Below are 18021 nucleotides of genomic sequence, written 5' to 3'. Positions count from 1 at the left end.
ATGTCGGTATTGCAAAGAGTCAATCATCTGTTATTACTGCTGGCGCTTTTTTCCCTGCTCCTGATGCTTCCCGGGATGGCCGGACTCCCTGTGATCGACAGGGACGAAGCCCATTTTGCCCAGGCCAGTCGTCAGATGGCGCAGTCCGGAAATTATTTTCAGGTTCGGTTCCAGGATAAAACACGTTTTCAGAAACCACCCGGCATTAACTGGTTGCAGGCGGCCAGTGTCCAATTGTTTGGTAACGCGGATTTATCAAGCATATGGCCTTACCGTATTCCTTCCCTGCTCGGCGCTTTTTTGTCTGTTTTGTTGACATACTGGTTTGGCCGGTATTTTATTAACGAGCAGACCGCCTTGATAGCCGCGGCCATACTTGCTTCCTCATTATTATTGATTGTGGAAACGCACATGGCGGTCATTGATACGTCCCTGCTATCCTCGATTCTGCTGATGCAAGGGGCGCTCTGGATTATTTATCAGGCCGGCCAGAGTAAAAAAACGGTTTCTCTGATCTGGCCGGCCTGTTTCTGGCTGGCCATGTCTTATGGCATGGTTCTCAAAGGGGTGACGCCTTTGGTCGGTGTATTATCCATAATCAGTCTTTGTCTGATAGAAAGACGGGTTGACTGGTTGCGCCAACTCAGAATTCTTCCGGGACTGGCTCTGTTTACAGCGCTCAGTCTGGCCTGGCTCTTATCATTGAATGCCGCGGAAAACAGTAATTATCTCATGCAAATGCTTCACAAGGATTTGTTACCCAAATTACAGGGAGGCCATGAATCGCACGGCAAACCACCTTTGTTTCATCTTGCAATTTTACCGTTAACGTTCTGGCCGGCTTCCTTATTTTTATGGCCGGCAGGTGAGTATGCGGTCAAAAACAGACGTACGCCTATCGTCAAATTTTTATTATCCTGGTTGCTTCCCACCTGGCTTTTCTTTGAATTAATGCCCACCAAATTACCGCAGTATGTCTTGCCGACTTTTCCGGCTATCGCCATTTTGATGGCATTGGCTATTGAAGATAGCAGAGCAAACGGAGCGATACCCGGTAAATGGCTGCGTTTTCTGCAAGGCGGGTGGTTGCTGTTATCCATGGGCCTGTTGCTGGCTTTATTACTCCTGCCTTATCTGTTGACCGGTCATGTTACTTTGACCGGGATTATGCTTTTGGTTATGGTTGGTATCGTAAGTGTTGTTGCGGTTATGTACGCTCGCGGGGGAGCTTATTATCGTGCCGTGATGATGGTGTTTTTATGTGCGACATTAAGTTATCCGTTAATATTTGCACGGTTACTGCCGGAGCTCAAACCCGTGTGGATAACTGATACGATAGCAAAACGGATCGATCGGTCGCGTCTTTCAGATAGCCGGCCGTTGCTGGTGGCTGGATTTGAAGAGCCCAGCCTGGTTTTTAATCTCGACACCCGTCTTGTCCGGTTTACGAATATTCCCGAGGTACAATCCGCGTTGATACAGGATAAAACTCGCCTGGCTCTGATTGAGGAAACCGTTTATCAAGCCTGGGATCCGAAGCAGAGGGAGCGATTGACCGTTTATGACAGAGCGACAGGGTATAACTACAGCAAGGGACGATGGGTACGTCTCTTACTGATTGGACAATCGCAACGTAATGGAGGAGTTGATAAAACATGACGCCGTTTAACCGTTTATTTAACATAATGACCAAGCCATGGGTGGTCGTGCTGTATGTATTGATTGTAGCCGGATCCTATTGTTACATTGATCAACCGTTAACGGAATTTATGGGGACATTGGATTTAAGAATGAATTGGTCATTTCTGACCTGGCTTACCAAATTGGGAACGGGGTTTGTTTATTTTATTCTTTTTTTCGCCATGGGAATTTTATTTCGTTATATACTCGTTAATCCGTTGTGGGAAGCGCGATCCTGGTTCCTTTTTCTTTCTGTTTTGATTCCAAGTCTGGTTTGCGGTGTTCTCAAGGTCATGCTGGGTCGGGCGCGACCCAGCATGTGGTTTGAGCAGAGCCTGTACGGATTTTACGGCTGGCACACGGATGCGCCTTTCATGTCTTTTCCGTCGGGTCATACAACGACTATTATGGGCGTTGCCCTGGGGTTAAGTATCGTATTGCCACGGTATTGCTACGCTTTTCTCGTGACAGGGTTCCTGGTGGCTTTATCACGCGTTTTGCTGTTACATCATTATTTAAGCGATGTGTTGGCAGCGAGTTATCTGGCTTTACTGGAAATCGGATTTTTCTATTTTATTTTACGCAAAAAGAAATGGCTGCAGGCTGCCTGGGGGCCTGGTGCCGGGAAATCGAACAGCGCGGCCTGGAATATTGGAGCGAAACATGGATAGTCAAATTGAATTGTCAATCGTTATACCGGTTTATAATGAAGTCGATAACGTTGAACATTTATACGATGAAATTGTAACGGTTTTACCGGAGGCGCGTTATTGTTTCGAAGTGATCTTCGTTGATGACGGCAGTACCGACGGAACATTGCAATGTTTGCAAAACAAGGCAAAGCGGGAGCGGAATTTGCGTGTGATCGGGCATAAGAAAAATTCCGGTCAAAGTACGGCTTTGCTCAGCGGCGTTAAAGCGGCTCGTTTCACCTGGATTGTTACGATGGACGGTGACGGCCAAAATGATCCGGCGGATATTCCAGGACTTTTTGATGTGCTGGAAGACTCCCATACGGTGGTGTTAGGTAACCGCATCAAACGGGATGACAACTCACTGCGCAAATTGTCTTCCCGTATTGGGAATGGTGTTCGGCAATTTTTGTTGAATGACGATTGCCCGGATACCGGTTGCAGTTTGAAATTATTTCCCAGGGATGGATTTTTAGCGTTACCTCATTTTAATCATCTTCATCGCTATTTGCCGGCGTTATTCAAACGTGCGGGATTTAAGCTGGTTAATGTCGGTGTTCATCACAGACCCAGAAAACATGGTGTTTCCAAATACGGGGTGATGAATCGACTATTTGTGGGTATTCATGATTTAATTGGCGTACGTTGGTTGCTAAAGCGTCCCTGCACTCCGGAGATCATAGTTAATGAATAGCGGTTATATATGGTTGGGCATTGGTTTGCTTGGCCAGGGCATCTTTTCCGCCCGTTTTATAGTCCAGTGGTTTGTCAGTGAAAAAGAAAAACGGAGCGTGATCCCCGTGGCGTTCTGGCACTTGAGTTTGCTGGGTGGGGTAACTCTCCTGATGTACGCTATTTATAAACAGGATCCCGTGTTTATTATCGGACAATCCACCGGGGTATTCATTTATGCCCGCAACCTGTATCTGATTTATCGCGAACGCACATCGGGATTGGCAAGAGCCGGTTCACGTTAGGCCCTATGAAAATTTTGGTTCACAGAGCCTGGGGAATGCAGAGATAATGAGCCAGCACTTTAGTCGTTTCGGGATTGTAAACGGACATGACGGTGGTATTCGCGCCTTCCTTTTTCACATAGCGGTTAACCCAGTCCGGCGTGTCCCGGCTTTCCCATAATAGTAGTTTGGTGCCCTTTTGCACGTGAACGTCTGAAGGTGTCGCTGTCGTCAAAATAATGGTGGTGTCCGGGTATTGCAGGAACAGGTTCCCAACCAGCCAATAGGTATCGGAAATAAGGTATGCCGGAGACGGGCAAGTCTTGTCAACACCCTTAATCAGCCCGGCAATGGTCATCTGACGATTGATCTGGCGGTAGGTATGATCCCTGTGAATCAGCACGATACAATAAATTAATTGAATGACCAGGCACAGGCCAATAAAGCGCATGGCTATTTTTCGTTCATCCTTACGCTGCCGGGTTTGACTGAAATAAAAGGTGGGATAGAGGAATAAAATGGGTATTAACCAACGCGTTTCGAAATCACGGAACGTGAAAAACACGGTTACAATACTCAGCACCGGTACACTGAGTTTCAGGTAATTTCCTAATAATATGTTCCCGGGGTTAGGGGTTGATAGTTGGAATCGGACAGGGAAAAAAAGCCGCATGACAAGCAAACCCGGTGCGGCAAAGTAAACGACCGATTTAAGCAACTCCAGCAATCCCTGCCACTGTTGCTTTTCCCTGGGGACTAATTTGTACGCATGTTGTAGCCCCAGTGTTACATGCTCAAACAACCACCAAAGATAAGGGCTGGTGAGTATCAAGGTTACAGTGAGGCCGATGAGAATACCAGTACCTGCGCGTTTCAGGTTTTTGTCTGGCTGAGTGAAAAGACTGATGGTTACAATTAACAAAAACAGAAGGTAATTAAATTTGGCCAACACGCCTATGGCAAACAAAAAACCAAGTATCAGATCCCATAACGGTTTGGGCAAGGTTGATGGTTTGTTGAGCCATACCCAGGTCATACAGGCTGCCAGAAGCGCGAGAATGGAGTGGGTGTTGTCTTTCATAAGATCCAGCGCTATAGCAGGAATCAATGCCCAGGCGACCGTGGCGCACCATGCCATTCGTTCATTGCGACAATACAAGCGGTTTATCTGGTGATAAAAATAAAGACAGCCATAGAGCAGCAGGTATTTCAGTAAGGCCAGGCTGAACAGGTGGTATCCGAATAACTGAAACAGGACATATTGCAACCAGCTGTATAAGGGAGGCTGGCCAGGGTAGCCGAATTGCAAATGCCGGGCCAGCACCATTTGCTCCGCTTCATCCAACGTCAGGACAGGGTTCCTGGCAAATAAACGAATCAGCATCATGGTAACCGAAACCAACGCGAGGAGGATTCCTGGTGTTGTCAGTTTTGTCGCTGTCCGCGTAAACCATGATTTAGTGTTCATAGTTCCGGTAGGCATAAGTAAAGGCATAATTTATCTGGTTTGTCAGAATTCTTGGTTTTTAGGACGCATTACTTTAATCTGGAGCATGGAGCTTGTCGACTTGCGAACAGGGTATGTTACTGAGGATAAGGGAGTACTGCAATGAAAGAATTTGATGAGAAGCTAACGGATATAGTCAAAGTCTACGCCTTTCGCGAAAGTGAAGAAGAACCGTACCGGGATAAAAGGGTTTTAAGCGAACAGAACAGGCAAAAAATAGAAGCGTTGCTGATAACCTTGTTCTCTCATAGTCTTATCCGAGATGGATTTGAGGAAAACAGTATTGACCGGAATTATAAAAAATTAAGTTTGAGTTTACACACCGACAAACTGTCTTCCGCTACCGCGGAGATTAAATGGCTGGAGCATACTTTAAGTAACGGTAAAAACGATGGTGCTCTTTTCAAATTAATGTGCTATTGCCGGGATGAACTGAAAAAAACACCGGAACCCCGGGATAATCCTTTCAACAATATGACGACCTTCGACGAGTTGATCGAGTGCCTGGAACAAAAGAAAAAAGAGGCGGTAACGCTGACGCAAAAAGCGCTGATTGACAGTTTATTGATTCTTCTGCGCACGGGGTTTGACTATCATACAACGGTAGCGGATGTTCCTCATACGGCACTGCGCACCGCGGTGGGTTCAATACCCTATATCACAAGCAGTATCTGTATCAATTATTTTATTTATGAATTGGCAATGTTTTATGCGTTGGCTTATATGACATCCAGGAGCGGTAAATGGTTATCGACTGGTAATTCCGGTTTTATGAAGACGCTTGGGGAGCAGATGCAGTTGTTTAGCGGCACACTGACCCGGTTTGTTACGTCGTTTGTAATACGTTTGCTGGAACTGAATTTTCTTTTGGCGCAAAGCGTCGGCTATGTGGGGATTGAGGTTGGGAAAGGTGTTTACCATATGTTGGCCGATAAACCGAAAACCCGAGACTCAAAACCGCCGGAACAGGAGGTTGATACAACTTGTACCACTGTGGCTCTTAGCCTGGAAGGACGATCCTTTAACACCATGGAAATAAAATTGCCTGCTATGGTTCTGGAGTCTTACCTGAGAGGCGTTGAGCAACAGTGGCTCTCCAGTTGGAGAACCGGCAACAAAAAAGCGGCAAAGATCAAGGATAGTCTGGTGCAGTTACAACTTATTGACCGCTCTTCAGTACCTTTGCCTGAAAAATTGCGGGACAGCCAAAAAATAATTGACAATTTGAAGTGTAATGTTCTGTTTGAAGAAGGATCGACTTCCCGGAAGACGATTGACTCAGCCGGCATGATTCTTGAGATGATGCCCAACAAGCCTTTGTCGTTGGAAAAAACAACATTATTGTGCCTGGAGGATGGTCGGGGAACTGAGGAAACAAAGACAACCGGTGACACTGTGCGCGCAGAAATAACGGATTGTAATGATAAGGAAGAGGAAGAAGACGTGGTGACTACTTGCTCCATGGGGCACTAGGTTCCGTGAACAAATTTTTTCCGATCGAAAACAAGGCAACTATTGTTGCGCAACAAATAATAATGTCTTGTAGCCCGTCATGAAAGCGAAGCCGTAATGCGGGAAAACGTTCATAAGTGGCACATCAAACCCGCAATACGGCCGTAGGCCTCCTTACGGGCTACTGTTTTTTCGCAAAAAATGGTGCGAAGAAAATTTTTGTTCACGGAGCCTAGTACCACTTCCATTTAGTTTTGACAGGCGCCTGTCATTCCCGCGCAGGCGGAGATCTATTTTAACGTGAATGGATTCCCGATTTCTCGGGAATGACAGAACTTACCACTGTAGCACCAGGCTCTGTGAACAGCGTGCGAAGTGTATTAAGCACTCCGCACATTCAGAATTACAATTAATGGCCGGTACGCTTCCAGATAACCACTTTGTTTTCCTGAAGCGGCAGTGGCGGGAATAAAAATGGTGGATCAAAGAAGAAGGCCAGGAATAATACGGGCACTGTTGATCCGGTACCGCCAAATATCAGGTTATGGTGTACTTCTACCCCATTAGAGAATAAATCGAAGGCGCCGCCATTCTCATCAAACAATGTAATATCCTTATACCAGTTGTTACCATGGCGTTTATACACAAGAATACCGCCTTGCGCAGTCTGACCAAAGGGGCCGGTATGCGTCAGATCAGATACCAGTGCGGTTTTACCTTGCAATGCAACATTAAAACCGGTCATTAACGCGTTCGCATCGTCAGAAACGATTTTCTTCTCAAGCTCAAGCTCTTTTTTGGCACCGGCATGCTTCACTCGATAAAGATACGCAGCGCCTTTGATTTGGCCGCTACCCATATGTTCAAAGGGAGCACCAACAATTAACCATTTATTCCAGAATGCGAGGGAAGCACCGAAGTTATCGCCAAGCATAATATTACCGCCCAGGGTTGGCGCGAAAAGCGGCAGAAGATTTGTTTGATCGCCATGAACCGTATCCACATGCTCCCATTTTTCAAGTTCGTCATTGTATTCGTACAGGAATACTTTGCTATTGACGTCAAAGCGCATGTTTACAAATACGGTCGAAGTACTAATTGCCGCCAGGTGGCCTGATATTTTGACGACACCACCAAAACTACCGTTGATTACAGGGCCCTCGGGATCCTGGATGGTTTGCTTTAATACCCACTTGTTGTGTTCTCTTTTGAAGGCGTATACGGCCCCTGAGTTAATAAGCGGACTGCCTGTACCATCCGTATTTTGCTGTGTTGCGGCGCCAACCAGCAGATTATCGCCTTCTTCATCCAAATCAAAACTCAATCCGAATGCGGCCCCTTGTTCAAAATCTTTTGTCGGAGGAGGTGATGGCGGTGTAAGTACTGCCGGGTCAATGACAGTCAGGTTTTCCAGTCCGGGAGTTGTTCTGTCAAGTGCCTGGACAAACACATATTGACCACTGACATCTTTGTGGTAAATACGAATTGAGCCGGTGAAATCCTGATTGGTGATATCTTCACCAGGGTATGGTCCTGCCGGCGTCCCGATACAGGGAATAAACAGCCAGTTACCAATGGTTTTAATACTAAACGCACCAAAGTGATCGCTCAGACCCTCGGTCGTTATCGTTTGTGCCAGTGTCCAGTCCTGACCGCTTTTCCTGTACACATAAACCACACCGGAAGCAACGACTCCCGCCGCGCGTCCTACAACCGCACCAACAAATAGCTCCTTGCTATCCGGATTGTAATGCATATTGGCACCAAAATTATCCTGGAGGAAAGGCGATCCCGGAATGGTTGGTGATAAGGTCTGTACCTGTTGATAACCAGTTGCGAAGGCTAGTCCAGAGGAGAAAAGCCATAGTAATGATATAATGCCAAAATAATATCTTCTCATTATTTTAATTCCCTTTCATAGTAAATTTATATATATCCACATCCGTATTGAATATAATTTTTACGTATAGGCGGCTCTCCTTTTTTAGGTGAATTTAAATATTTTTTATTGCAAAGCCATCAAGGCTCGTGCACGTTTCTTCCATAGCCTGAATATAGATAAGTGCACAGACCCTCGCACCACTATCGAATTATTCATAAGCCTATTTAGGACGCACGTATGGGAAAAGCTATACCACGGTTGAATAAAATGATCGAGCATGAAACTTACAAGTACAATACTTTAGTTTACAGAACCTAGGATACTAAATATAAAGATGGCAAATCAAGTATTAGGACACGCCCTAGGCTCTGTGCACAAATTTTTTCCGATCGAAAACAAGGCAACTATTGTTGCGCAACAAATAATAATGTCTTGTAGCCCGTCATGAAGGCGAAGCCGTAATGCGGGAAAACGTTCATAAGTGGCACATCAAACCCGCAATACGGCCGCAGGCCTCCTTACGGGCTACTTTTTTTTCGCAAAAAATGGTGCGAAGAAAATTTTTGTTCACGGAACCTGGTTCCTGTAGCCCAGGCAACCGCATATTTTGTTTCACTTAAATCCAAGTTGTGTCGTCCCCGCACAGGCGGGGATCCATTCATCAAACGAAGTGAGGTATTGTATTGAAAATGGATTCCCGCCTGCGCGGGAAAGACACAATTTGTGTACTGAAAATATTATTTAATAGAAAATCGTATGATCCTGCCCTGCGATATAATTAAAGCCAACCTCATGGGGGTTTAGTAGCAATCCCGTTTGTGGTATTTTTGGCAATATTGTGCGCATGCCTATGTTGAGAAAATCATGAATATAGCTGTTTATGGAGCGGGTTATGTTGGTTTGGTATCGGCGGTATGTTTCGCAAAACTGGGGCATCGGGTTCTCTGCGTCGATATCAATAAACAACGTGTCGCATCGTTAAATGAGGGACAATGTCCTATTTATGAGGAAGGATTATCCGATCTCCTGCAAGCGCAGCTTGGAGCCGGGCAGTTGCGCTTTACTTCCGGTTATGGAGAAGCCGTTTCATTTGGCGCCGTTCACATTATTGCCACCGGTACACCCGATAATCCGGACGGTAGTGCGGATCTGACCCAGGTTTATGAGGTTGCGTTGCAAATAGCTCGTGAAGCCGAACACGACTGTGTGGTCGTGATTAAATCGACTGTTCCTGTGGGAACCGGCGATGCCGTTCAAAGAGCCATGGAACAATCCATCCAAGGGCGCGGCAAAGCCATCTCTGTCACTATGGCTTCCAATCCCGAGTTTTTGCGGGAAGGAACGGCGGTGTCTGATTTTCTCAATGCCGATCGTATTATTGCCGGCGGTGATGAACGGGCGGTGGCGGCACTGCGCGAAATTCATCAACCGTTAATTCAGCAGGGTATTCCATTTTTAAGTATGGACAGACGATCGGCCGAGTTAACCAAATACGCCGCAAACGCCATGCTGGCGACCAGAATAAGTTTTATAAACCAGATCAGTCAACTGGCCGAAAAACTGAATGCCAACATCGATGATATCCGGGAGGGATTGGCGCTTGATGCACGTATAGGCCCACATTTCCTGCAGCCCGGTATCGGTTATGGCGGATCCTGTTTTCCCAAGGACGTTCGGGCCTTAACCTGTACTGCCAGACAGGAGCGTGTCGATACCCGACTTCTCGAAGCCGTCGAAACGGTCAATGATATCCAGAAAAACTGGATGGCAGACCAGTTGCGACGGCATTTTGAGCAGCGATGGCGTGGATTGAGGATAGGTGTTTGGGGATTGGCATTTAAACCGGGCACGGATGACATGCGAGAGGCCAGTAGTCTGGTTGTCCTGCGTACTTTGCTTGACGCGGATGCCCGTCTCGTTGTTTTTGATCCGGCCGCGATGCCAAATGCAAAAAAAATGCTGGGAAATCCCGTTGATGTTCAATGGTGTTCCTCGGCAGACGAAGTTCTTGAGCAAGATATCGATGCGTTACTTATACTGACGGAATGGCCGGAATTCAGGCGATATCCGTTAACGGTATTATGCGAGAAATTGCATGGAGCGCCTGTGTTTGACGGACGGAACTGTTACAGTCTGCACGCTGTGTCGCAGTCCGGTATACGGTTTTATTATTCTGTCGGACGTCCGGCGATAACGAGATCGTGTGGCGAGTCGCAACGGGTTATGGATAAAGAAAAGGAAATTATCCCGGATTAAAAGAGCCTGTCAGGCAAGGAGTCATGTTTATGCAAATAAAAAAGGCGGTTTTTCCGGTAGCGGGATTGGGTTCCAGATTTTTGCCGGCGACCAAAGCCAACCCCAAGGAAATGCTGCCCATTGTTGATAAGCCATTGATACAATATGCGGTTGAGGAAGCTGTGCGAGCCGGGATAACTCATATGATTTTTATTACCAGCGCCGGCAAGCGCTCGATTGAAGATCATTTTGACAATCAGTTTGAACTGGAAGCCAGATTGCGGGAGCAGGGTAAATATCAGTTGCTGGAACTGGTCAGGAATGTTTCTCCTGATGGCATTCATTTTACTTATGTCCGGCAGAATCAACCCCTGGGATTGGGGCATGCGGTTTTGTGTGCCGAGCATGTGGTAGGTAACGAACCGTTTGCCGTGTTGCTGGCGGATGATCTCATTGACGATGTACAAAAACCCTGCCTCTCTGCCATGACGACGTGTTTTAATGACAACGGCCATTCCATACTGGCGGTACAGCCTGTGCCCTGGAGTGACGTCCACCAATACGGCGTAGTTAAGGTGGAGGATGCCGGGCAAAGTTATTCCATCGTACGGGCTATGGTTGAAAAACCGGATCAGGCGAAGGCGCCATCCAATCTGGTATCCGTTGGTCGCTACGTGTTTACACCGGAAATTTTCTCTTGCCTGAGACAAACACCTTCCGACAAGCGTGGTGAAATTCAGCTGACTGATGCGATTCAGCGGTTACTGGCCCGGGAAATCGTGACGGCGTTTCAATTTGAAGGCAAGCGGTTTGATTGCGGCTCCAAATTAGGCTATATACAAGCGACGGTCGAGTTGGGAATGCGCCACCCCGAAATTGGCGAAACGTTTCGCCATTATCTGGAAACACTCGAGCGCGTAACGGAGTGAATGAGAAAACAGGGTGCAATAAATATGGGCAATGCAATCTGAGCTTGGCAGGACTTGTTATCTCTGGCAAGATGCAGACTAATTTCAAAATCCAGTGAGGAACTATGAAAATTCTGGTAGCAGTGAAGCGAGTAATAGACCCTTATGTCAAGATTCGAGTCAAAGCGGATCAGACGGGTGTGGAAACCCAAAATGTGAAAATGGCGATGAATCCTTTTGATGAAATTGCCGTGGAAGAAGCCATTTGTCTCAAGGAGCGTGGCCTGGCGTCCGAGATTGTGGTGGTTTCAGTAGGTACTGACGCCAGCCAGGAAACCCTGAGGCATGCGTTGGCTTTGGGTGCTGATCGCGCCGTTCTGGTTCGTGGCGAGCAATCTTTCCGCAGTCTGGATATTGCTAAAATTCTGCAAAAAATAGTGGAGAGGGAGCAGCCTCAATTAATACTGATGGGCAAGCAATCCATTGACGGAGATAATAACCAGACGCCACAGATGCTTGCCGCCTTGCTGGATTGGCCGCAAGCCACCAATGCCTCCGGACTGACCGTTGAAGACGGCCGAATTCAGGTCGTTCGGGAAATAGACGGTGGCCTGGAAACACTGGCTATGCCCCTGCCGGCAGTGGTCAGTACCGATTTGCGCTTGAATGAGCCTCGTTACGCCAGTTTGCCGAACATTATGAAATCGAAACGAAAGCCGCTGGATGTGATCGAATTTGACAGTCTTGGTGTGACTTTAAAAAGCCATGTTGAAGTGATATCGATAAAATCTCCGCCCACTCGTTCGGGAGGGAGCAAACTGGAATCCGTACAGGATTTGTTGAATAAATTGCAACATGAAGCCAAAGTGCTTTAATAAGGAGGATTGATGAGCACTTTAGTCTTGGTTGAACACGATAATCAAAAGATGAATGAGGCAACAAGAAATACATTGGCTGCGGCAATGGAACTCGGTGGTGAACCGATTCTTCTGGTGGCCGGGCATCATTGTCAGTCGGTTGCGGAACAAGCGGCGCGAATGTCCGGAGTACATGCCGTATGGTTGATTGATCATGAGCATTTTGAACATCAGCTGGCGGAAAATCTGGCGGAACTGGTTGTCGGTTCCGAGGCTTCATGGGAAGCCATTCTTGCGCCGTCTACCACGTTTGGAAAAAATGTGATGCCAAGGATCGCAGCGAAAATGGATGTCGCGCAAATATCCGATGTCAGTCGTATTGTGGAGAAGGATGTTTTTGAGCATCCTGTCTACGCGGGGAATGCGATTGAAACGGTCAGGGTACTGGATCCCGTTAAGGTTCTGACTATCAGAACAACGGCGTTTGATCCTATTGTCGGCGAGCAGGAGCCATGCTGTATCGAACGGATGGATAAGGTCGTTGATCCGGCCGGTACCTGTTTTGTCAAACAGGAACTGAGCCGGTCTGAACGGCCTGATTTGGGAAGTGCAAACATTGTTGTATCAGGAGGGCGTGGATTACAAAGTGCGGAAAAATTCAAGTTGGTTGAGGAACTGGCCGATGTGCTTGGCGCCGCAGTAGGTGCCTCACGCGCGGCCGTTGATGCGGGATTTGTTCCCAATGATTATCAGGTAGGGCAGACGGGGAAGGTTGTTGCTCCTAATTTATATATTGCGGTTGGAATTTCAGGTGCCGTACAGCATCTGGCGGGTATGAAAGATTCCAAAGTGATCGTGGCTATCAACAAGGATGAGGACGCCCCCATCTTTCAAATTGCCGATTATGGTCTGGTTGGCGATTTATTTGAACTTGTACCGCAATTAATAGCATTACTTAAAAAAAATTAAGAGGAATAAACTATGTTTGTTGGTGTTCCAAAAGAAATTAAGCCGCAGGAAAACCGGGTTGGACTGGTTCCGGATAGTGTGAAGGAAATCATACGGGCCGGCAGTGCCGTTTTGGTTGAGAAAGGAGCCGGGGTTGGCATAGGAATCGCTGATGAACAGTACAAGGCAGCCGGGGCTGAAATGGTCGATACGGCCGAGGAAGTGTTTGACCGGGCCGAATTGATTGTGAAAGTCAAAGAGCCGCAACCTGTGGAGTGCAAACGTCTCAGGGAAGGACAAACCTTGTTCACATACTTGCATCTGGCTCCGGATCCTCAGCAGACGCGTTTGCTTAAGGAATCCGGTGTGACAGCCATCGCCTATGAAACGGTGACCCAGAATGACGGTGGTTTGCCGCTGTTAACGCCAATGTCACAGGTCGCAGGCCGCATGTCCATTCAGGCGGGTGCGCATTGTCTGGAAATGGCGCAGGGTGGCAGTGGTGTCTTGCTGGGCGGTGTTCCCGGTGTTGCCCCTGCCAATGTGGTGGTGATCGGTGGTGGTGTGGTGGGTACCAATGCCGCACGCATGGCTATGGGGATGGAAGCACGCGTTACGGTGCTTGATAAATCGTTAACGAGACTTCGTGAGCTTGATTTTCAGTTTGGAGCTAAATTAAATACGATCTATGCAACCGTAGCCGCGCTGGAAGATTATGTTATCCATGCGGATCTGGTGATAGGAGCCGTACTGGTGCCAGGTGCTTCCGCTCCCAAACTGGTTACCCACGCGATGTTAAAGGCCATGTCTCCCGGTTCGGTGGTTGTGGATGTGGCTATTGATCAGGGTGGATGTTTTGAAAGCAGTCGTCCGACTACTCATCAGGAACCTACCTATGTTGTGGAAGATGTGGTTCACTACTGCGTGGCCAATATGCCGGGTGCTGTACCAAGAACGTCAACATTTGCTCTTAATAACGCAACATTGCCGTTTGTTTTAAGTCTGGTAACCAAAGGTGTGAAACTGGCTTTGCTAAGCGATGGTCATTTGTTAAATGGCTTGAATGTTCATAAAGGAATGATTACGTACGAAGCGGTTGCCCGTGATCTTGATTATGAATACGTGACCGCCACGGATGCGTTGGCCAGTTGATTGCCACTCGTGCTTCCTGCTTGTATTTATCTCTATCAAATGTAAGTCGGGCGATTCGCCCGACAATTTCCCACCATTAAAACAGATTTTCCTGACTTGCCGGTTCCTGCGAGGAATAACCATTGTCCTGTTCCGATTCGTTATCCGAGGGAATATTCTCTTCGCGGAAATATTCCACGATAGCATTATCCTGGTTGTTTTTGGCAAGTTGACCACTATCGGGATCAATACGTACGGCCACGATGTTTTCAGGCTTATGGTATTCCTTTTCAGGAAGACCTTGCAAAGCCACTTTCATAAAATCCACCCACATGGGTAATGCAAGACCCGCTGCGTATTCGTGCAAGGAGCGGGGAGTGTCGTAGCCAACCCATGTTGTTACGACCAGATCAGGATTAAAACCGGCAAACCAGGCGTCGACCTGATCGTTCGTTGTTCCGGTTTTTCCGGCGATATCCTGTCGATTTAAAACTCTGGCTCCTCGTCCGGTTCCATGTTGAATAACGCCCTGCAAGGTGGTGTCCATTAAAAAGGCTACATCGGCAGGAATGACTCTCGGTGCATAAGAGACGGAACCTCCTTGTGCCGGATCGCAATTGTTGCAAGCTATGGCGGGTTTCTGCTGCAATAGCGTCTTTCCGTCGTTGTCGGTAATGTGATCGATAATATAAGGTTCCACCTTGAATCCGCCGTTGGCAAAAACCGCATAGGCCGCAGTTAATTCAATCGGGCTGACGGTGAGGCTCCCTAATGCCAGTGACAAGGCGCGCGGCAGGCTTTCCTTGCGAAAACCGAAACGGGCTGCAAAATCTATAGCATAATCAACCCCCAAATCATCCAGAATGCGAATGGAAATGAGGTTTCGTGAACGAATCAGCCCCATTTTCAGACGCGTAGGCCCGCCGAAGGTTCGGTTGTCGTTATGAGGCCGCCACAGAGTCGGCTGGCTGGGATCTTCAACGACAATAGGGGCGTCATTGATTAGCGTGGCGAGCGTGTATCCCTTGTTCAGGGCGGCTGCGTAAACAAACGGTTTAAAGCTGGAGCCAGGCTGGCGGCTGGATTGAGTGGCGCGGTTAAATTTACTTTTTTCAAAATTAAACCCGCCGACCAGAGCTTCCAGGGCGCCGTTATTGGGATTTAAAGCCACCAAAGCCGCTTCGGCCTGGGGAACCTGGGATAACAGCCATTTGCCTTCCTTTTGTTGAACGTAGACGACATCGCCTGTAGTGACAACCTGATCGGCTTTGGTCGGCGCTTTGCCTACCCAGCCTTTTCTAAGCGCTGGTCTTGCCCAGGAGAGTCCTTCCCAGGGAATGGTGACGGATTGCCCGTGTCGGGTGACCGCGGTTGCCTCTTTTCCTGCGACAGCGGTGATAATGGCCGGTTCCAGGGTATTAATGACCGGATATTTGTTGAGCAGTATATGAACGTCGTCCATGGATTTATCCAGGATGGGACCAAGTTTGGCGACAGGGCCTCGGTAACCATGGCGGCGATCATAAGCAATCAAATGAGTGGCTACGACATCATTGGCCGTTAATTGCAAAGGAGCCTTGATAGTTGTATAAACTTTATAGCCGTTGGTGTAGGCTTTTTCACCAAAATGTTCGTATAACGATTGGCGTATCATTTCTGCCACATAAGGGGCGCTGACTTCAATACTGGTGCCGTGGTATTTGGCGGTGATAGGTTGTGTGACGGCTTCCTGATATTGTTCACCGGTTATGTATTTTTCTTCCAGCAGCCGCTCAAGAACGTGATCGCGTCGTTTTTTGGCAGCGATCGGGTTGGCTATGGGGTTTTGCGTGGAAGGGGCTTGGGGCAGACCGGCTATCATGGCCAGTTGAGCCAGATTTAACTCCTTTAACGATTTCCCGTAATAGACCATGGCGGCGGCTCCCACGCCATAAGCCCGGTTGCCCAGATAAATTTTATTAAGATAAAGCTCCAGGATTTTTTCCTTGCTTAATTCGCGGTCAATTTTAATGGCGAGTAAAATCTCATTGAATTTACGCAGGAATGTTTTTTTGCGGGTTAAAAAGAAATTGCGGGCAACCTGCATGGTAATGGTGCTGCCGCCCTGGGATTTGGTTCCGGTCTTTAACATGCGTACGGCAGCGCGTCCCAGGCCGAGGATGTCCACGCCGGGATGATCAAAAAAGCGCTGATCTTCCGTAGCCAGCAGGGCATGGACGAGAGTTTGCGGAATTTCCTCATACGTCAGGGGGATACGTCTTTTTTCGCCATACTCCTGAATCAGGCGGCCTTCCCGGGTGAAAACACGCAAGGGAACCTGAAGTTGTACAGTTTTTAACGAATCCACATTGGGTAGCTGGCTCTCCAGGTAAAGATAAAGAAAACTGAACGCTATAATCAGAAGAAAAAAAAGACTGCAGAGTGCCCAAAGACCTTTACGCCAAAAATAGGCCGGCTTTTTCATGTGTCTCAATGTTCAGGAGTTAGCATGTCTTCATTATACCGCTATTTTAAGCGGTTTTGCGAATATTTACCGGAAATGGGTGGTAAAATATCACAGTGCCGGGTGGTTTCCAGTCTGGCAATAATTATGCCCACAGCCCTGGCAGGCCGTGGAGCAGGGAGGCAACGTATTTGCATGGATGGTTTAATCTACGGATTCATTACCCCTTGGAGACAGGGATATGGAAGAAAGTACTTGATCTATTGTCTCCTCGGTCGATGTGGTGACCAGTGGGACAGCTCCGATTCTTCTCCCCCAGAAGGATGGTTGATAACCCGGGACAGCACCGTTGTTTAGGAGGCCAAGCCCGGAAAAAGCAGACGGCCATGTCACGACGGGAGGTGTTTTCGTTGGGTCGGCGTGAGCAACTTCCTTGCGAGATTCGCTGTTTTTTTCCAGCTCTTTTGGTTCCGGCAGCGATGAGGGCGTCTTATCAGACTGGTGCGATTGTTTTTCCTTGTCCGCTTCCAGGTGCTTCACTCTCTCTTGCAATTTTCTGATGCTATTATCTTTCGCTTCATTTTCCACCTTTAGCTCTGCTGCTTGTTTTTTGTACTTGTCTGTTTCCGAACCCACATCCTCTATTTTTTGTACGAGCTGTTTATTTTCAGTGCTTAATTGTTCTACGGTTTCCTCGAGTGTCGCGATTTTCTGTTTTAACAACAGCGGTTCCTGGTGTGATTGAAGCAAGTTTGAAATATATCGCGTTACCGACTCCGGATTCTCGCAATCGCATGCCAGCTTCAGTCTGTTATCTATAAAGTGTTCCGCAATGGCTTGCCCGGCCATGGTTTTGGAATCGCCCTGGTAGGCGCCGGAAAGCATGCCGCGAAGACAACCCAGTAACTCTACCATGCCGCCGTTATGGAAAATATCGATTGTGTATGAGGTAGTCAGTAATTTATTTGAATTGATGATGGCGGCAACCATGACGTCTTTAACCCTTGATTCTTCTTCTTTAGAGAGGGGTTTTCCCGAATAAAGAGGAGGGAGCACGGTTTCGATGATGTCTTTATAGTAATTTAAAAGAGACAATCGGTCTGTGTAGCAAAGGGTCGTTTGTGTAACGATGGTTTGCAGAGTTTCTTTTAGTTGATCCAGGGGTTGTGCAACTATGGCATCAACTTTGGGTGCGTTGTCCCGCATTGCCTCGAGTTTTTCGAGAGGGTATTTTTTTTTGTTTATCATTATCGCTATTTGTGATTGATGATAACTCAAAAGAATTTCAACCAGCCCTTTCGCCAGCTCTTTTAACGTCAACATAGCAACT

Annotated in this window: 14 protein-coding genes; 10 read left to right on the top strand and 4 right to left on the bottom strand. The window is 47.5% G+C overall.

The genetic code is table 11. The features are described 5' to 3' along the window. The 4 genes from CKW05_RS09925 to CKW05_RS09910 are packed head-to-tail and all read left to right on the top strand — an operon-like array spanning position 1 to position 3349. The gene (locus CKW05_RS09925; RefSeq protein WP_058482447.1) at positions 1-1659 is read left to right on the top strand and encodes an ArnT family glycosyltransferase; all 1659 of its coding nucleotides are present in this window, start codon (positions 1-3) and stop codon (positions 1657-1659) included. Then, positions 1656-2351, top strand: a complete 696-nt coding sequence (locus tag CKW05_RS09920) for a phosphatase PAP2 family protein (RefSeq protein WP_058482448.1) — start codon at positions 1656-1658, stop codon at positions 2349-2351. The genes CKW05_RS09925 and CKW05_RS09920 overlap by 4 nt, the downstream gene beginning before the upstream one ends. Beyond that, positions 2344-3066, top strand: coding sequence for a glycosyltransferase family 2 protein (locus CKW05_RS09915; RefSeq protein ID WP_058482449.1), 723 nt, complete (start codon positions 2344-2346; stop codon positions 3064-3066). The genes CKW05_RS09920 and CKW05_RS09915 overlap by 8 nt, the downstream gene beginning before the upstream one ends. Next, positions 3059-3349 carry a lipid-A-disaccharide synthase N-terminal domain-containing protein gene (locus CKW05_RS09910; protein WP_058482450.1) on the top strand — a complete coding sequence of 97 codons (291 nt, stop codon included), beginning with the start codon at positions 3059-3061 and terminating at the stop codon, positions 3347-3349. Before CKW05_RS09915 ends, CKW05_RS09910 begins: the two co-directional genes overlap by 8 nt. A 19-nt stretch (positions 3350-3368) precedes the next feature. Here the strand turns inward: CKW05_RS09910 and CKW05_RS09905 are convergent, their stop codons facing one another. Continuing rightward, positions 3369-4796, bottom strand: coding sequence for an ArnT family glycosyltransferase (locus CKW05_RS09905; RefSeq protein WP_157737721.1), 1428 nt, complete (start codon positions 4794-4796; stop codon positions 3369-3371). 141 nt (positions 4797-4937) lie between these two features. Between CKW05_RS09905 and CKW05_RS09900 the strand changes: the two genes are divergently transcribed. Beyond that, on the top strand, positions 4938-6308 hold the full coding sequence (locus tag CKW05_RS09900; protein ID WP_058482453.1) for a hypothetical protein: 1371 nt from the start codon (positions 4938-4940) through the stop codon (positions 6306-6308). A gap of 388 nt (positions 6309-6696) precedes the next feature. Here the strand turns inward: CKW05_RS09900 and CKW05_RS09895 are convergent, their stop codons facing one another. Beyond that, positions 6697-8187: a hypothetical protein gene (locus CKW05_RS09895; protein ID WP_058482454.1), complete on the bottom strand. Its 1491-nt coding sequence runs from the start codon at positions 8185-8187 to the stop codon at positions 6697-6699. Positions 8188-9033: 846 nt separating this feature from the next. Here CKW05_RS09895 and CKW05_RS09890 point away from each other — a divergent pair. The 5 genes from CKW05_RS09890 to ald all read left to right on the top strand — a co-directional run bounded on the left by CKW05_RS09890 (position 9034) and on the right by ald (position 14269). Next, positions 9034-10425 carry a UDP-glucose dehydrogenase family protein gene (locus CKW05_RS09890; protein ID WP_058482992.1) on the top strand — a complete coding sequence of 464 codons (1392 nt, stop codon included), beginning with the start codon at positions 9034-9036 and terminating at the stop codon, positions 10423-10425. 29 nt (positions 10426-10454) lie between these two features. Next, a complete protein-coding gene (gene galU, locus CKW05_RS09885; protein ID WP_058482991.1) occupies positions 10455-11333 on the top strand; it encodes a UTP--glucose-1-phosphate uridylyltransferase GalU in 879 nt (292 codons plus the stop codon). A 104-nt stretch (positions 11334-11437) separates the two neighbouring features. Then, positions 11438-12187: an electron transfer flavoprotein subunit beta/FixA family protein gene (locus tag CKW05_RS09880; protein WP_058482990.1), complete on the top strand. Its 750-nt coding sequence runs from the start codon at positions 11438-11440 to the stop codon at positions 12185-12187. 12 nt (positions 12188-12199) lie between these two features. After that, on the top strand, positions 12200-13138 hold the full coding sequence (locus tag CKW05_RS09875) for an electron transfer flavoprotein subunit alpha/FixB family protein (protein ID WP_058482989.1): 939 nt from the start codon (positions 12200-12202) through the stop codon (positions 13136-13138). A gap of 12 nt (positions 13139-13150) precedes the next feature. Then, positions 13151-14269, top strand: coding sequence for an alanine dehydrogenase (gene ald / locus CKW05_RS09870; RefSeq protein WP_058482988.1), 1119 nt, complete (start codon positions 13151-13153; stop codon positions 14267-14269). A gap of 76 nt (positions 14270-14345) precedes the next feature. On the opposite strand, the gene CKW05_RS09865 is transcribed toward ald, so the two are convergent. Further along, the gene (locus CKW05_RS09865; RefSeq protein ID WP_058482987.1) at positions 14346-16712 is read right to left on the bottom strand and encodes a penicillin-binding protein 1A; all 2367 of its coding nucleotides are present in this window, start codon (positions 16710-16712) and stop codon (positions 14346-14348) included. Between the two features lie 183 nt (positions 16713-16895). Next, a complete protein-coding gene (locus CKW05_RS09860) occupies positions 16896-18014 on the bottom strand; it encodes a hypothetical protein (RefSeq protein WP_058482986.1) in 1119 nt (372 codons plus the stop codon). Between the last annotated feature and the right edge of the window lie 7 nt (positions 18015-18021).

It is taken from the genome of Legionella spiritensis (assembly GCF_900186965.1).
Lineage (GTDB): Bacteria > Pseudomonadota > Gammaproteobacteria > Legionellales > Legionellaceae > Legionella_C > Legionella_C spiritensis.
The sequence above is the reverse complement of the archived record's forward strand: the minus strand, read 5'-3'. Positions and strand labels throughout refer to the sequence as shown.

What these genes read in the sequence shown, in the direction of transcription:
- CKW05_RS09925 (WP_058482447.1), top strand. Translation starts at nt 1, where the DNA reads ATGTCGGTATTGCAAAGAGTCAATCATCTGTTATTACTGCTGGCGCTT.
- galU (WP_058482991.1), top strand. Translation starts at nt 10,455, where the DNA reads ATGCAAATAAAAAAGGCGGTTTTTCCGGTAGCGGGATTGGGTTCCAGA.
- CKW05_RS09910 (WP_058482450.1), top strand. Translation starts at nt 3,059, where the DNA reads ATGAATAGCGGTTATATATGGTTGGGCATTGGTTTGCTTGGCCAGGGC.
- CKW05_RS09880 (WP_058482990.1), top strand. Translation starts at nt 11,438, where the DNA reads ATGAAAATTCTGGTAGCAGTGAAGCGAGTAATAGACCCTTATGTCAAG.
- CKW05_RS09900 (WP_058482453.1), top strand. Translation starts at nt 4,938, where the DNA reads ATGAAAGAATTTGATGAGAAGCTAACGGATATAGTCAAAGTCTACGCC.
- CKW05_RS09865 (WP_058482987.1), bottom strand. Translation starts at nt 16,712, where the DNA reads ATGAAAAAGCCGGCCTATTTTTGGCGTAAAGGTCTTTGGGCACTCTGC.
- CKW05_RS09915 (WP_058482449.1), top strand. Translation starts at nt 2,344, where the DNA reads ATGGATAGTCAAATTGAATTGTCAATCGTTATACCGGTTTATAATGAA.
- CKW05_RS09860 (WP_058482986.1), bottom strand. Translation starts at nt 18,014, where the DNA reads ATGTTGACGTTAAAAGAGCTGGCGAAAGGGCTGGTTGAAATTCTTTTG.
- CKW05_RS09905 (WP_157737721.1), bottom strand. Translation starts at nt 4,796, where the DNA reads ATGAACACTAAATCATGGTTTACGCGGACAGCGACAAAACTGACAACA.
- ald (WP_058482988.1), top strand. Translation starts at nt 13,151, where the DNA reads ATGTTTGTTGGTGTTCCAAAAGAAATTAAGCCGCAGGAAAACCGGGTT.
- CKW05_RS09920 (WP_058482448.1), top strand. Translation starts at nt 1,656, where the DNA reads ATGACGCCGTTTAACCGTTTATTTAACATAATGACCAAGCCATGGGTG.
- CKW05_RS09875 (WP_058482989.1), top strand. Translation starts at nt 12,200, where the DNA reads ATGAGCACTTTAGTCTTGGTTGAACACGATAATCAAAAGATGAATGAG.
- CKW05_RS09895 (WP_058482454.1), bottom strand. Translation starts at nt 8,187, where the DNA reads ATGAGAAGATATTATTTTGGCATTATATCATTACTATGGCTTTTCTCC.
- CKW05_RS09890 (WP_058482992.1), top strand. Translation starts at nt 9,034, where the DNA reads ATGAATATAGCTGTTTATGGAGCGGGTTATGTTGGTTTGGTATCGGCG.